The organism is Agromyces sp. NPDC056389 (assembly GCF_042262385.1).
Lineage (GTDB): Bacteria > Actinomycetota > Actinomycetes > Actinomycetales > Microbacteriaceae > Agromyces.
This window is the reverse complement of record NZ_JBHJPN010000002.1, coordinates 96,877-110,732: the sequence shown is the minus strand read 5'-3', so window position 1 is coordinate 110,732 and position 13,856 is coordinate 96,877. Positions and strand designations below refer to the sequence as shown.

Sequence of the window (13,856 nt, the reverse complement as noted above, 5' to 3'; positions counted from 1 at the left end):
CCGGTGGCTCAGGCCGAGGCCTCCTCGGCCTCCTGCTTGGCGAGGTCCGCTCGCACCTGCTCCATGTCGAGCGCCCGAACCTGGGAGATGAGCTCGTCGAGCATCGGGCGGGGCAGTGCGCCGGCCTGTGCGAACACGCCGATGCCGTCCTTGAACGCCATGATCGTCGGGATCGACGTGATGTTCATGGCCGCGGCGAGTTGCTGCTGGTCTTCGGTGTCGACCTTGGCGAACGTGAAGTCGGGGTTGGCCTCGGCTGCGGCCTCGTAGTTCGGCGCGAACTGCAGGCACGGACCGCACCAGCCGGCCCAGAAATCGACGAAGACGGTGCCGCCCTCGAGGATCGTCTTCTCGAAGGTGTCCAGGGTGAGCGCCACGGTAGCCATGCCCCCAGCCTAAGCGGGGTCCCTGTGGGCGGGCCCGGCGTTCGCTCAGCGCGAGCTGTGCGCCGGAACCGGTCGCTGCACCGATCGGGCTCGAGCGTTCTGGGCCGACGTGGGTCGGCGCCGGTATCGTGAAGGCGTGGTCGCATTCGGAGGCGCGCTCGGTTCGTTCCGTCGCCGCGGCTCGGTCTCCGACGAATCGTCGGAACCGGAGGTCGCGGTCGATGCCGCGCGACCGGGGGATTCGGCGCCTCCGGCAGGTCCGGCTCACCTGATCGATCCTGCGCGAGCGGCCGACGACGCGATCCCCGACCTCGACTGGCGGGTGTTCCCCGAGAACGCGGAGCATTCGAGCTTCGAGGCTCCGAGCGGCACGCTCGCCCGCGTCGCGCTGGGGGGGCCGTCGGCCCCGCGCATCGTGCTCGTGCCGGGCGCCACGGGCTCGAAAGAGGACTTCGTGCTCATGATGCCGCTCTTCGCGGAGGCCGGCTATCGAGTCGAGTCGTTCGATCTGGCGGGTCAGTACGAGTCGTGGCGCGCAGGTCCGTGGAACCTCCGCCCGCCGCGACAGCGATACGACGAGCGGCTCTTCCTCGACGATCTCCTCGCCGTGCTCGACGACGGCACGGCGCCCGCGCACGTGCTCGGCTACAGCTTCGCCGGCACGCTCGCCGAACTCGCACTGCTCGAACGACCCGAACGGTTCGCGAGCCTCACGCTGCTGAGCGCCCCGCCCGAACCCGGGCAGGCGTTCCGCGGGGTCAAGCGCATCGGGCCGATCAGTTCGTTCACCTCACCGCATCAGGGCGCCGCGCTCATGCTCTGGGGCATCCGGAACAACCTCAACCGGGTGCCGCCGCGCCGACTCGAGTTCGTGCGCGATCGCTTCGCACTCACCCGGCGCGAGAGCGTCGACGACATCATCGCGCTCATGATGCGGACGCCCGACCTGCGGGCGGGGCTCGTGGCGTCGACGATTCCGAAACTCGTCGCAGTGGGGGAGCACGACCTCTGGCCGCGTGAGCTGCACGAGCGGTTCGCGCGCGAGATCGGGGCGCACTTCGCGGTGTATCCCACCGGGCACAGCCCGTGCGAGACCGCGCCGCATCAGCTCGTGCGCGACATGCTCGCGCTCTTCGCCGCGACCGGGCTCACGCCGTAGGAACGTCGGCGGCGAGCCGCCGGTGCGCTTCACGCGGGCAGCGGTTCCTCGCCATCGGCCTCGGCCGCTTCGGCGACGTCGGGATCGGCGGGCAGTGCGTTCGCCTCCCAGACCCAGACGGGCGCACGACGGCGCTCGGCGCGCCGGGTGAGCGGCGGCCATTCCCGGGACTCGACCGACATCGTATGGAAGGCCATGCGCACACGCCGTGCGAGGCCGTCGAAGGTGTCGAACGGGCGCGCCGAGACGCCGACCTGCATTCGGCGGTCGCGCACGACCGTCATGCCGGGCTGCATCCACCACGCGAGGTCGAGGTCGTCGTGCACGTCGGCACGGTCGCGATGCACCAGATCACGGAGCCGCGCCCACGCGTCGGCGCGCATCGCGTAGTTCGAGCCGAAGATGGGCGGGTGGCCGAGCAGCGCGCCGATCACCGTGAAGTAGCCGCCGATGTAGATGTTGCGGGCGATCCACCGCACGACCGCATTGCGCCCGTAGAACGTGCCGCTGTTCGTCACGACGGTCGGTCGGTCGGCCATCGTCATGCGGCGCTCGACCTCTGCCATCCAGTCGGGCGCGGGGATCGAGTCGGCGTCGAGGCGGGCGAGCAGTTCGCCGGAGGCCGCGTCGAACCCGGCGGCAGTGGCAGGCCAGATCCCGCGGATCGGCTCGTGCACGACCCGTGCGCCGGCCGCGAGGGCGACCTCGGTCGTGGCATCCGTCGAGCCGTTGTCGACGACGACGATCTCGTCTGGGCGCCGGGTCTGCTTCGCGAGCGCATCGAGACACGCGGAGAGGAAGTCCGCGTCGTTCAGGCTCGGAATGATGACCGAAATCGTGCCCATCACGGCGAGTCTAGCCATGCGGCGGTGGCGCCACGCTCGATCCGTGCGTCGTTTCGGCGGATTCCGAACTGGGGCTGTCGGGCGGCGTCGTGAACGACATATGCTGACCGGCGACCGGGGGTCAATGGAGACGAACCGGCATGGAAGGGGAGACGATGTACCCATCTGCAACACTTTCCAAGCGCGCCCGCACGGTGGTGATCGCAACCGCGGCGATCGCCGGGCTGGCGCTCGTGCCCACCGGTGCTGCGATCGCGGCACCGTCCGGAAACGGCTGCGACAACCGCACCAACAACACGTATCAGAAGCTGCTCGAGTGCGTGCGCGTCGACGGAGTGCTCGAACACGAAGAGGCCCTGCAGGCGATCGCCGACGTCAATGACGGCAACCGTTCAGCGGGCACTTCGGGCTACACCGAGAGCGTCGACTACGTGGTCGAGACGCTGCAGGCCGCCGGGTGGAGCGTCGAGCTCGACGAGTTCGACTTCACCTACGTGCCGCCGCCCGAGCTCGAGCGGCTCACGCCGGCACCAGGGGCGAGCTACGAGACCGGCGTGTTCACGGGCACCGGCTACGGCGAGGTCAGCGGCAGGGTGATCCCCGTCGACATCGTGACGGCACTCCCGCGCGATCCGGTGAACAGCGGCTGCGAGGCATCCGACTTCACCGGCCTCGACTTCAGCGGCCCCGCCGACATCGCGCTCATCCAACGTGGAACGTGCGAGTTCGGCGTCAAGGCGGTGAACGCGCAGACCGCGGGCGCCGAGGCCGTGATCATCTTCAACCAGGGCAACACGCCGCTGCGCGAGGGCCTCGTCACCGGCACGCTCTTCGGCGTGAACACCCAGCCGCTCGACATCCCCGTCGTCGGAGCGAGCTACGCCGACGGCGTGGCCATGACGGCGGCAGGGTCGACGGCGAGGATCCTCGTCGATGCACCCGAGTCGCGTCCGCAGGTCAACGTGATCGCGGAACTGCCCGGCAGGAACGACGAGAACGTCGTGATGGCCGGAGCGCACCTCGACTCGGTGCAGGCCGGTCCCGGCATCAACGACAACGGCAGCGGATCGTCGGCTCTGCTCGAGATCGCCCAGCAGATCTCGAAGCTGAAGCCCGAGAACACCCTGCGGTTCGCATGGTGGGGTGCGGAGGAGAGCGGCCTGCTCGGCTCGCGCGCCTACGTGGCCGGACTCGATCAGGCGGCGCGCGACGACATCGCGCTCTACCTGAACTTCGACATGATCGCCTCGCCGAACTACATCTTCATGGTGTACGACGGCGACGAGTCGGGCTTCCCGGCGCCGGTCGTGGTGCCCGAGGGCTCGGTGCAGATCGAGGACCTCTTCGAGAGCTACTTCACGAAGATGGGCATCCCGTACGACGATGCCGAGTTCAGCGGTCGCAGCGACTACCAGGCGTTCATCCAGAACGGCATCCCGGCGGGCGGCCTGTTCACGGGTGCCGAAGTCGTGAAGACCGATGAGCAGGCGGCGATCTGGGGCGGAACCGCCGGCGAGCAGTACGACCAGTGCTACCACCTCGCCTGCGACACGATCGACAACCTCGCGCTCGATGCGCTCGACGTCAACAGCGACGCGATCGCGACGGCGGTGCTGACGTACGCGTACTCCACCGAGACGGTGAACGGCGTCAAGGGCAAGAAGGTGCCCGGCGGCTTCACCCTGCCGGCGCCCGCCGGCCCGCAGGGCACGGTCGGCAGCGACGGAGGGCACGAGCACTCCTCGGCCGACTGAGTCGCGGCGAAACAGGGCGGGGGTGCCGATGGCACCCCCGCCTTGCGCGTGCACAACCGAGTGCACGAGCCCCGGCGTGCGCGACCCGGAGCGATCGGGAATAGTGGGCGGGGGGCATCCGTTGTCGGAGATGTATGCAAAAGCATGCAACGCGGAAATCTCCCACGAGGAAGAGCCCAGGAGGGCACCATGCAGTTCGGAATCTTCACCGTCAGCGACATCACTCAAGACCCGACGACGGGGCGCACGCCGAGCGAGCACGAGCGCATCACCGACGTGCTGACGATCGCCCAGCACGCCGAAGAGGTGGGCCTCGACGTCTTCGCACTCGGCGAGCACCACAACCCGCCCTTCTTCTCCTCCTCGCCGACCACGACCCTCGCCTACATCGCGGCGAAGACGTCGAGGATCCAGCTGACGACCTCGACGACGCTCATCACGACGAACGACCCCGTGAAGATCGCCGAGGACTTCGCGATGCTCCAGCACGTGGCCGACGGCCGTGTCGACCTCATGCTCGGCCGCGGCAACACCGGCCCCGTCTACCCGTGGTTCGGCAAGGACATCCGCCAGGGCATCAACCTCGCGCTCGAGAACTACAACCTGCTGCATCGCCTGTGGCGCGAGGACTTCGTCGACTGGGAGGGCCAGTTCCGCACCCCGCTGCAGGGCTTCCAGTCCACCCCGCGCCCCCTCGACGACGTGCCCCCGTTCGTCTGGCACGGCTCGATCCGCAGCCCCGAGATCGCCGAGCAGGCCGCCTACTACGGCGACGGCTTCTTCGCGAACCACATCTTCTGGCCGGCCTCGCACACCCAGCGCATGGTGGCGCTCTACCGCCAGCGCTTCGAGCACTACGAGCACGGCACGGCCGAGCAGGCGATCGTCGGGCTCGGCGGCCAGGTGTTCATGCGCAAGAACTCGCAGGACGCCGTTCGCGAGTTCCGCCCGTACTTCGACAACGCGCCCGTCTACGGGCACGGCCCGAGCCTCGAGGAGTTCACCGCGCAGACGCCGCTCACCGTCGGCAGCCCGCAGGAGGTCATCGACAAGACGCTCGGCTTCCGCGACTACGTGGGCGACTACCAGCGCCAGCTGTTCCTCATGGACCACGCGGGCCTGCCGCTGAAGACGGTGCTCGAGCAGCTCGACCTGCTCGGCTCCGAGGTCGTGCCGGTGCTGCGCAAGGAGTTCGGCGAGAACCGCCCCGCGACGGTTCCGGATGCCCCGACGCACGACTCGCTCGTCGCCGCGCGCAACGCGGCGAAGGCCGCCGGCGGCACGAGCGCAGCCCCGCAGGGCGCCGCATTCGGCGCCGCAGCCGTGAAGGGAGCCTGACCATGACGACCCGCACCCTCGCCGTCGTCTCGGCCGGGCTCAGCCAGCCGTCGTCGACGCGCATGCTCGCCGACAAGCTCAGCGACGCCACCGTGGCCAAGCTCACCGAGCAGGGCATCGACACGACCGTCGAGACCTTCGAGCTCCGTGATGTCGCGACCGACATCATGAACCACATGCTCACGGGCTTCCCGAGTCCGAAGCTCGAGGCGGTCATCGGGGCCGTGACGGGCGCCGACGGACTCATCGCCGTCACGCCCATCTTCACGACGAGCTACTCGGGGCTGTTCAAGTCGTTCTTCGACGTGATCGACAGCGCCGCGCTCGCCGACCTGCCCGTCGTGATCGGCGCGACGGCCGGCACGCCGCGGCATTCGCTCGCGCTCGACTACGCGCTGCGGCCGATGTTCACCTACCTGCACGCGATCGTGGCGCCGACCGGCGTGTTCGCGGCGACCGGCGACTGGGGCGAATCGGTCGACAGCGTGAAGACGCTGCCGGCGCGCATCGAGCGAGCGTCGGGTGAGCTCGCAGCACTCGTCGCCGCGAGCGACCGTTCAGCGAACGTCAGGGACCCCTTCGCCCTCGACCGGCCCTTCGGTCACCTCATCGGGGGACTCACGGGCGAGTGACTCCTCCCTGAGCGCTCGGCGACGATCGAGCCTCACGATCGCACGATCGACGAGGAGCCCGAGCGCCACGGCGATCGGGATCGAGACGGCGATCGCGAGGAGCGGGGAGTCTCGCAGCATGCTGCCGATGATCGCGCCGATTGCGACGTTGTACGCGGCCCATGCCATCCCTGCCGCGGCCGACAGCGGGAGGTAGCGCCGGAGCGGGACCCGACCCGCTCCGGCGGCCAGGTTCACCGCGATGCGGGCGAACGGCACGTACCGTGCAGTGAACACGAGCAGCGCCGTCCTCCGGTGCACGGCCGTCCGGATCCGCTGGATCGCGGCGGCGAGGCGACCCGTGCGCTGCCAACGCCACCGGTCGAGGCCGACGCGTCGCCCGATCAGGTAGCAGAGCCCGTCGCCGAGGATCGCGCCGGCTGCGGCGACGGGAACGACCTGCCAGAGCGCCGGTTCCCCGGTCGTCGCCGCGAGCGCGCCGAGCGCGACGACCAGGGTCTCGCTCGGCAGCACGACGAGGAACGCATCGCCGACGACGAGCGCGAAGAGCGCGGGCAGGAGCCATGGCGAGGCGGCGAGCGAGACCAGCCAGGCGTCATCCACGTGCCCGTTCTAGCGGTTCGAGGTGAACGGCAGGAGACGACACCGCACCGCAGGGATCGATCCCTGCGGTGCGGATGTCGGTCAGCCGGCGTTCGCGCGGCGGCGGGCGCCGACGAGCGCTGCTCCGCCGAGGAGCGTCAAGAGGATCGCCCCGGCGATCGGCCATCCGAGCTGGACGCCTGTGGAGGCCAACGACGTGTTCGGTGCCGGGGGCGTCGGCATGGTGGCCGGCGGCGTCGGCGGAGTGGACGGCGTCGGTGGCACGAGGGCGATCGGGTTGTCGAGCGTCACGGCGACGGTCGTACGGTCGCCGATCACCAGGGTCGTGGCGCCGTCTTCCGTCATGACGCCGTCGCCCGAGAACCGGGGCGTTCCGTAGCGCGCCCCGCTAATCGGCTCGGGCTCCGTCTCGTTCAGGGTCACGACCGTGCCGGACGGCAGGCCGTCGACGCCCTGCGGCGTGCCTGGCGCGAGTGCGAGCGATCCGGTGACGGATGCACCGTCGCGCAGGTACGAGTAGGTCACGGTGTAGGCGGTGCCGTCGGGCACGACGGCCGCGCCGTCGCCGGAGAGATGCTTGGTCACGGTGAATCCGCCGACATTGCCGGTGCCGCCGCCCTCGCCGCCTGCCGTGACGAACTCGACCGGCCACGTGGCGAACTGCTCGCCCGATGCCGTGACGGTGTTGCCGAAGAGATCTCCCTGGCGGGCGTCCGCGGGCAGCGTCGTGCGGTACTGCAGCGTGTACACGCGATCCTCCGAGGTCACCGGTTCGTTGAAGGTGAACTCGAAGGAGTGGGTGGCTGGTGAGTCGACGAGCGTGAAGGTCTCGGGGCCGGTGCCCGCGACGACCTCGTGGTACTCCCATGACGCCCACTTCGATGCGGGAACCCAGCCGGCCGTGACGCTCGAGGAGTCGAAGCCCATGCGCGCGTCGTAGACGTCCTCGAGTACGACGGGGGAGCCGCCTGCGAGCACGTTCGACGGGACGACGACCTGCCACGTGATCGAAGTGCCGTCGTCGTTCAGCCAGCCCCACTTCTGCGGCGAGGTCGGAGCGGGGCCGGGCTCGCCGCCCTCGACGATCCCTCCGCCCGGGATCGGGACGCGGATCTCGATGCCGTTGCCGGTGGTGAAGACGTACGAGTCGTCATCGGTCGCCGTCGTGGACTGCGCGAAGAAGTGCAGGGTCCCGCGCACGTCGTGGTGCGACTCGACGTAGTCGCCGAGGGTGCACAGGATGCTCGACTCGGTGACGACGCAGTCGCCGACCGTCGCGCCCGAGGCGTCGCGGAGCACGAAGGCCGCCGAATACGCGCGCACGGGACTCGGGAAGTCGAGACGGAAGGTGTCGCCCTCGACGGCGCCCGCCGGCGCGGCCCATGTGGCATCCACGGTGTAGCGCTGCCCGACCCCGATCGGGCTGCTCGGGGCGTCGGCGTTGATCGTGACGCTCGTGATGGCGTCGAGTTCGATCGCGTTCGCTGCGGCCGGGGCCGCGATCACCATCGCCAATGCGGCGAGTGATGCTGCCAGTGACGCCGCGATCGCTCGGAGGCCTCGGGGTGTTCGGGTGGGGGTGTGCGCATTCGGGTGCACGGTGGATCAGCTCCTTCGGGTGGAAAGCGGAGGAGCTGTGGGTGCAGCCCTCCACCCGAAGAGACGGTCCGCACCCTGATCGATGATGCGGATCGAGCGATGCTCACGGGTTTCTCAGGTTCGGCAGCGTGCGGATCGGCACAGCGATCGTTCCGGCGCGCCGAACTCGCGCACCGGCGTCTCGCGCGGCGCGGCGGGTGCGTCCCGAAGACCGCGCCTCAGTCGTCGAGCACGAAGGTCACCTCGAGCGTGACCGACCACGACGTGACGGCGCCGTCGGCGACGTCGACCTTCTGCTCCTTGACCCAGGCGCCGGTGACGTTGCGCAGGGTCTCCGACGCCCGAGCGACGCCGGCGGCGACCGCGTCGTCGAAGCCCGTCTCCGAACGTACGGTGATGGTGGTGACACGTGCGACGGAAGTCATTGCATTCCCCCTCGAATGAAGTGCGTGCGTACGGGACTCATCTTGCGCCTCCGTCGTGCGGAAAGCGAGGGGCTTGCGGCGTCCGCGAAGGTCCGCCTCGTCGACGGGGCGGCGAACGGCAGTCGACCAGTCGATGAATCCTCGGTTCCCGGGGGCGATTCCGGCAGTCCGCCGCCCGAGCAGCCCCCACGCTGGATGCGTGAAGGTCGTCCTCCTCGCAGAATCGTTCCTCCCGCACATGAACGGAGTGACGCACTCGCTGCTGCAGGCGCTGCGCCACCTCGAACATCGGGGGCACGAGGCCCTCGTGATCGCCCCGCGCTCGGGGCCGATCGACCACACGCTCTACGGCGCCCGGGCCGTGCTGCTGCCGTCGGTGCCGCTGCCGAGCTACCCCGATGTGCGCGTCACCCTCGCCGGTGCGCACCGCCTCGCCGAGGTGATGCGCGCGCACGAGGCCGATGTCGTGCACCTCGCGTCGCCGTTCGTGCTCGGTTGGCGCGGCGTGCTCGCCGCGGAGACCCTGGGGATCCCGAGCGTCGCCATCTACCAGACCGACATCCCCTCGTACGCCGAGCGCTACGGGGTTCCGGGTGCCGCGCCAGCGCTCACCCGCCACCTCGGGCGCCTCCACCGTCGCGCCACCCTGACGCTCGCGCCGTCGTCGTCGGCGGTCGACAAGCTCGAGGCCCTCGGCGTCGATCGCCTCCGGCTCTGGCGTCGCGGCGTCGACACCGAACGCTTCGCCCCCGGCCGACGCGACGAGGCCTGGCGTCGCGAGATGGCGCCGAACGGCGAGGTGCTGGTCGGCTACGTCGGCCGACTGGCACCCGAGAAGCAGGTCGAGGATCTCCGCGGCATCGCGGCGCTGCCGGGCGTGCGCCTCGTCGTCATCGGCGAGGGCCCGTCGCGAGCGCAGCTCGAACGCCTGCTGCCCGAGGCCCGCTTCACCGGGTTCCTCGGCGGCGACGAGCTTGCGCGCGCGATGGCGAGCCTCGACGTCTTCGTGCATCCCGGAGAGAGCGAGACCTTCTGCCAGACCGTGCAGGAGGCGATGGCGAGCGGCGTGCCAGTCGTGGCGACCGGCCGCGGCGGCCCGATCGACCTCGTGCAGAACAGCGCGAACGGATGGCTCTACCGCCCGGGCGACCTCGACGAACTGCGCGACCGGGTGCGCGATCTCACGGGCGACGACGCGAAGCGCCGTGCATTCGGCGAACGCGCACGCGACTCCGTCGCCGGTCGCAGCTGGGAGCGCCTCGGCGACGAGCTGATCGGCCACTACGCGACGGCGATGGGGCGGGCGGCGATCACGGCGACGGATGCTTCGGCGCCACTGCCGCTCGCTCGGGACGCCGGCCCCGCGGCATCCGCACCGCCCGCTGCCGCCCATCGCCGCTGGAGTCGCTACATCGCGGTCGGCGACTCGCTGACCGAGGGGCTCTGCGACACCTCACGCGTGTCGGCGGGGGAGTACCGCGGCTGGGCCGACCGCCTCGCGATGCTCATCGCCGGCGCGAGCTCGGCGGGCGAATCCGTCGCGTACGCGAACCTCGCGGTGCGCAGTCGCAAGGTGCGCGACGCGGTCGATGTGCAGATGCCGCAGGCCGCCGCACTCGGAGCCGACCTCGTCTCGGTGCTCATCGGGGCCAACGACCTCGTGGGGCGGCGAGCCGATCCCGAGGGCCTCGCGCGCGACCTCGGCGCGGCCGTGGCGCGGCTGCGATCGACGGGATGCGACGTGCTCCTCGTGACTCCGTTCCTGCCGCGCCGCCCCGTGACCCGGTTCTTCGCCCGGCGCTTCCGGGCCTACAACGCGCTCCTGAGAGACCTCGCGGATGCCACAGGCTCGATGCTCCTCGATGTCGACGCCCACCCCGAGCTCGTCGACGACGAGCGGTGGGCCGAGGACCGCGTGCACCTGAACGCCGCGGGGCATCGAGGCATCGCGTACGCCGCGGCGCGCGTGCTCGGCATGCGGGATGCGGGCGTGCTCGGCGAACTCGAGCACGCCGTGCACGAGCCGGAGGAGCAGTTCGACCGCACCGTGGTCGGCGACGCCGAATGGCTCCTGCGGCACGCGGTGCCATGGATTCGGCGTCGTCTCGCAGGGCGCGCAGCGGGCGACGGCCGAGCGCCGAAGCGCGAGCAGTTGCTGCCCGTCATCGTTCCGGCGGCGGAGCGAGCCTCGCGGACGACGCCCATTGCCGCGGCGCAGCGTGCGGTGCCGCGGAAGTGACGCCGAATCAGCCGCTCTTGCGGCGGAACTCGCGCTTGTGGTCGGCCGGACCCTGCGTGTGCTGTGCGGCGCCGCCACCGTCGAGGTGGGCTTCGCCCGAGCGCTTCTTCGCCGCGTTGTTCTTGCGATCGAGCGCTTCGCGGAACTTGCGCTTCGCCTCGTCGGACGGGCCCTGGTTGGTCTGCTCGTCGGAACTCATGCGTTCGAGTCTGGCACGGATGCCTCGTGCTCGCGCACGCCGGAGGGGTGCCGGGGCAGCGCTCGCCACGCGACATCCGCTGTTCACCGGCCGAAAACCTGTGCTCTGCTAGGATTGGGGGAGGTTGCCCGTGCGATTCGTGCGGGCGATCTCTTGGAGCAGGCCGGCAGGAAGCTGGTCCCCTGTGGTGGATTACCAAACCGAGGGTTTGGTGGACTTCTACTGGTGGCCAGCGTGAACGCAAGACCTTGCGATTCGTATTGCCTGTTCCTGCTCCTCTGGATGAGTCGCGCCCACACGGGGTGCGACGGTAAACAAAGGAGACGACCTCTTGGAAGGTCCTGAAATCACGTTCGCCGAAGCCGTCATCGACAATGGCAAGTTCGGCACCCGTACCATCCGCTTCGAGACCGGACGACTCGCGCAGCAGGCGCAGGGTTCCGCCGCGGCCTACATCGACGAAGAGACCATGCTGCTCTCGGCGACCTCGGTCTCCAAGCAGCCGAAGGAGCACTTCGACTTCTTCCCGCTCACGATCGACGTCGAAGAGCGCATGTACGCAGCGGGACGCATCCCGGGCTCGTTCTTCCGTCGCGAGGGCCGCCCCTCGACCGAGGCGATCCTCACCTGCCGTCTGATCGACCGCCCCCTGCGCCCCTCGTTCGTCGAGGGTCTCCGCAACGAGGTGCAGGTCGTCGTCACCGTGCTCGCGATCGAGCCCGACGAGTTCTACGACGTGCTCGCCATCAACGCCGCGTCGCTCTCGACGCAGCTCTCCGGCCTCCCGTTCTCGGGCCCGGTCGGCGGCGTCCGCGTCGCCCTCATCGACGGCCAGTGGGTCGCGTTCCCGAAGTACTCGCAGATCGAGGAGGCCGTGTTCAGCATGGTCGTCGCCGGTCGCGTGGTCACCGAGGCCGACGGCTCGCAGGACGTCGCGATCATGATGATCGAGGCCGAGGCGACCGACAACGCGTGGAACCTCATCCAGGCCGGTGGCATCAAGCCCGACGAGGCCGTCATCGCGCAGGGCATCGAGGCATCGAAGCCCTTCATCAAGCAGCTCGTCGAGGCGCAGCAGCAGGTCGCGAAGACCGCCGCGAAGCCGACCGCCGACTACCCGACGTTCCCGCCCTACCAGGCTGAGACGAAGGCCGTCGTCGAGGCGATCGCGCTCGAAGAGCTCAAGGGCATCTACCAGATCGCCGAGAAGGTCGCCCGCCAAGACGCCGACGACGCACTGAAGTCGCGCGTCAAGGAGCAGGTCGCCGCCAAGGTCCAGGCCGGGGAACTCCCCGAGTCGGCCAACGCAGAGGTCTCCGCCGCGTACAAGTCGGTCACGAAACACGTCGTGCGTTCGCGCGTCCTCGAAGAGGGTGTGCGCATCGACGGCCGCGGGCTCGCCGACATCCGCCCGCTCGACGCCGAGGTGCAGGTCGTTCCCCGCGTTCACGGCTCGGCCATCTTCCAGCGCGGTGAGACCCAGATCCTGGGCGTCACGACGCTGAACATGCTGAAGCTCGAGCAGTCGATCGACTCGCTGAGCCCGGTCACCAAGAAGCGCTACATGCACAACTACAACTTCCCGCCCTACTCGACCGGTGAGACCGGTCGCGTCGGGTCGCCGAAGCGTCGCGAGATCGGGCACGGCGCACTCGCCGAGCGCGCGCTCGTGCCCGTGCTGCCGACGCGCGAGGAGTTCCCCTACGCGATCCGCCAGGTGTCCGAGGCTCTCGGCTCCAACGGCTCGACGTCGATGGGCTCCGTCTGCGCCTCGACCCTCGCGCTCCTGAACGCGGGCGTGCCGCTGCGCGCACCCGTCGCCGGCATCGCGATGGGCCTCATCTCCGACACCGTGAACGGCGAGACCCGCTACGCGGCGCTCACCGACATCCTCGGCGCCGAAGACGCGCTCGGCGACATGGACTTCAAGGTCGCCGGCACGTCGGAGTTCGTCACCGCGATCCAGCTCGACACGAAGCTCGACGGCATCCCCGCCTCGGTGCTCGCCGGCGCGCTGACGCAGGCGAAGGACGCCCGCACGACGATCCTCGCCGTGCTGAACGCCGCCATCGACGGCCCCGACGAGATGGCCCCGACCGCGCCCCGCGTGATCTCGGTGCAGATCCCCGTCGACAAGATCGGCGAGCTGATCGGCCCGAAGGGCAAGACGATCAACGCGATCCAGGACGAGACCGGCGCCGACATCTCCATCGAGGAGGACGGCACCGTCTACATCGGCGCGACCGACGGCCCCTCGGCCGAGGCCGCCCGCGCCCAGGTCAACGCGATCGCGAACCCGACGAACCCCGAGGTCGGCGAGCAGTTCCTCGGAACCGTCGTCAAGATCGCGGCGTTCGGCGCGTTCGTCTCGCTGCTCCCCGGCAAGGACGGCCTGCTGCACATCAGCGAGGTGCGCAAGCTCGCCGGTGGCAAGCGCGTCGAGAACGTCGAAGACGTGCTCGGCGTCGGCCAGAAGATCCTCGTCGAGATCACGAAGATCGACGACCGCGGCAAGCTGTCGCTCGCCCCGGTGCTGGCCGAAGACGCCGACACCGAGGGTCGCGAGACCGCAGGCACCCACGCCGAGGAGCCCGCAGAGGGCGCCGACGCGTAGGTCGCAGGCAGTACAGCGGATGCCCCGCCCGATTCGTTCGGGCGGGGCATCCGTCGTTTCAGC

12 protein-coding genes are annotated in these 13,856 nt (G+C 69.9%); 6 read left to right on the top strand and 6 right to left on the bottom strand.

Annotation, left to right across the window (positions count from 1 at the left end; genetic code table 11):
• Positions 1 to 8: 8 nt before the first annotated feature.
• Positions 9 to 386, bottom strand: coding sequence for a thioredoxin family protein (locus ACFCVM_RS13465; RefSeq protein WP_375836919.1), 378 nt, complete (start codon positions 384 to 386; stop codon positions 9 to 11).
• Positions 387 to 657: 271 nt separating this feature from the next.
• On the opposite strand from ACFCVM_RS13465, the gene ACFCVM_RS13460 reads away from it, so the two are divergent.
• A complete protein-coding gene (locus ACFCVM_RS13460; protein WP_375837628.1) occupies positions 658 to 1,545 on the top strand; it encodes an alpha/beta fold hydrolase in 888 nt (295 codons plus the stop codon).
• A gap of 29 nt (positions 1,546 to 1,574) precedes the next feature.
• Here ACFCVM_RS13460 and ACFCVM_RS13455 read toward each other — a convergent pair whose 3' ends face one another.
• Positions 1,575 to 2,390 carry a glycosyltransferase family A protein gene (locus ACFCVM_RS13455; RefSeq protein ID WP_375836917.1) on the bottom strand — a complete coding sequence of 272 codons (816 nt, stop codon included), beginning with the start codon at positions 2,388 to 2,390 and terminating at the stop codon, positions 1,575 to 1,577.
• 155 nt (positions 2,391 to 2,545) lie between these two features.
• Here ACFCVM_RS13455 and ACFCVM_RS13450 point away from each other — a divergent pair, with 155 nt between their 5' ends.
• The 3 genes from ACFCVM_RS13450 to ACFCVM_RS13440 all read left to right on the top strand — a co-directional run bounded on the left by ACFCVM_RS13450 (position 2,546) and on the right by ACFCVM_RS13440 (position 6,114).
• Entirely contained in the window at positions 2,546 to 4,144 is a 1,599-nt protein-coding gene (locus tag ACFCVM_RS13450) for a M28 family metallopeptidase (RefSeq protein ID WP_375836915.1), read from the top strand.
• Between the two features lie 189 nt (positions 4,145 to 4,333).
• Complete coding sequence (locus ACFCVM_RS13445) at positions 4,334 to 5,482, top strand: LLM class flavin-dependent oxidoreductase (protein ID WP_375836913.1); 1,149 nt, start codon at positions 4,334 to 4,336, stop codon at positions 5,480 to 5,482.
• A gap of 2 nt (positions 5,483 to 5,484) precedes the next feature.
• Positions 5,485 to 6,114 carry an FMN reductase gene (locus tag ACFCVM_RS13440; protein WP_375836911.1) on the top strand — a complete coding sequence of 210 codons (630 nt, stop codon included), beginning with the start codon at positions 5,485 to 5,487 and terminating at the stop codon, positions 6,112 to 6,114.
• On the opposite strand, the gene ACFCVM_RS13435 is transcribed toward ACFCVM_RS13440, so the two are convergent.
• The 3 genes from ACFCVM_RS13435 to ACFCVM_RS13425 all read right to left on the bottom strand — a co-directional run bounded on the left by ACFCVM_RS13435 (position 6,040) and on the right by ACFCVM_RS13425 (position 8,741).
• Positions 6,040 to 6,717, bottom strand: a complete 678-nt coding sequence (locus ACFCVM_RS13435; RefSeq protein WP_375836909.1) for a DedA family protein — start codon at positions 6,715 to 6,717, stop codon at positions 6,040 to 6,042. The genes ACFCVM_RS13440 and ACFCVM_RS13435 overlap by 75 nt on opposite strands.
• Positions 6,718 to 6,798: 81 nt before the next feature.
• The gene (locus ACFCVM_RS13430; protein ID WP_375836907.1) at positions 6,799 to 8,226 is read right to left on the bottom strand and encodes a DUF5979 domain-containing protein; all 1,428 of its coding nucleotides are present in this window, start codon (positions 8,224 to 8,226) and stop codon (positions 6,799 to 6,801) included.
• Positions 8,227 to 8,534: 308 nt separating this feature from the next.
• The gene (locus ACFCVM_RS13425) at positions 8,535 to 8,741 is read right to left on the bottom strand and encodes a dodecin family protein (protein ID WP_375836905.1); all 207 of its coding nucleotides are present in this window, start codon (positions 8,739 to 8,741) and stop codon (positions 8,535 to 8,537) included.
• Positions 8,742 to 8,940: 199 nt separating this feature from the next.
• On the opposite strand from ACFCVM_RS13425, the gene ACFCVM_RS13420 reads away from it, so the two are divergent.
• The gene (locus ACFCVM_RS13420) at positions 8,941 to 10,980 is read left to right on the top strand and encodes a glycosyltransferase (RefSeq protein WP_375836903.1); all 2,040 of its coding nucleotides are present in this window, start codon (positions 8,941 to 8,943) and stop codon (positions 10,978 to 10,980) included.
• 7 nt (positions 10,981 to 10,987) lie between these two features.
• Here ACFCVM_RS13420 and ACFCVM_RS13415 read toward each other — a convergent pair whose 3' ends face one another.
• Complete coding sequence (locus tag ACFCVM_RS13415; protein WP_056658069.1) at positions 10,988 to 11,179, bottom strand: DUF5302 domain-containing protein; 192 nt, start codon at positions 11,177 to 11,179, stop codon at positions 10,988 to 10,990.
• Positions 11,180 to 11,510: 331 nt separating this feature from the next.
• Here ACFCVM_RS13415 and ACFCVM_RS13410 point away from each other — a divergent pair, with 331 nt between their 5' ends.
• A complete protein-coding gene (locus ACFCVM_RS13410) occupies positions 11,511 to 13,793 on the top strand; it encodes a polyribonucleotide nucleotidyltransferase (RefSeq protein ID WP_375836900.1) in 2,283 nt (760 codons plus the stop codon).
• The last annotated feature ends 63 nt before the right edge of the window (positions 13,794 to 13,856 follow it).

Coding starts and splice junctions, on each gene's coding strand:
- ACFCVM_RS13445 (WP_375836913.1), top strand. CDS start 4,334: ATGCAGTTCGGAATCTTCACCGTCAGCGACATCACTCAAGACCCGACG.
- ACFCVM_RS13415 (WP_056658069.1), bottom strand. CDS start 11,179: ATGAGTTCCGACGAGCAGACCAACCAGGGCCCGTCCGACGAGGCGAAG.
- ACFCVM_RS13425 (WP_375836905.1), bottom strand. CDS start 8,741: ATGACTTCCGTCGCACGTGTCACCACCATCACCGTACGTTCGGAGACG.
- ACFCVM_RS13455 (WP_375836917.1), bottom strand. CDS start 2,390: ATGGGCACGATTTCGGTCATCATTCCGAGCCTGAACGACGCGGACTTC.
- ACFCVM_RS13465 (WP_375836919.1), bottom strand. CDS start 386: ATGGCTACCGTGGCGCTCACCCTGGACACCTTCGAGAAGACGATCCTC.
- ACFCVM_RS13450 (WP_375836915.1), top strand. CDS start 2,546: ATGTACCCATCTGCAACACTTTCCAAGCGCGCCCGCACGGTGGTGATC.
- ACFCVM_RS13440 (WP_375836911.1), top strand. CDS start 5,485: ATGACGACCCGCACCCTCGCCGTCGTCTCGGCCGGGCTCAGCCAGCCG.
- ACFCVM_RS13430 (WP_375836907.1), bottom strand. CDS start 8,226: ATGGTGATCGCGGCCCCGGCCGCAGCGAACGCGATCGAACTCGACGCC.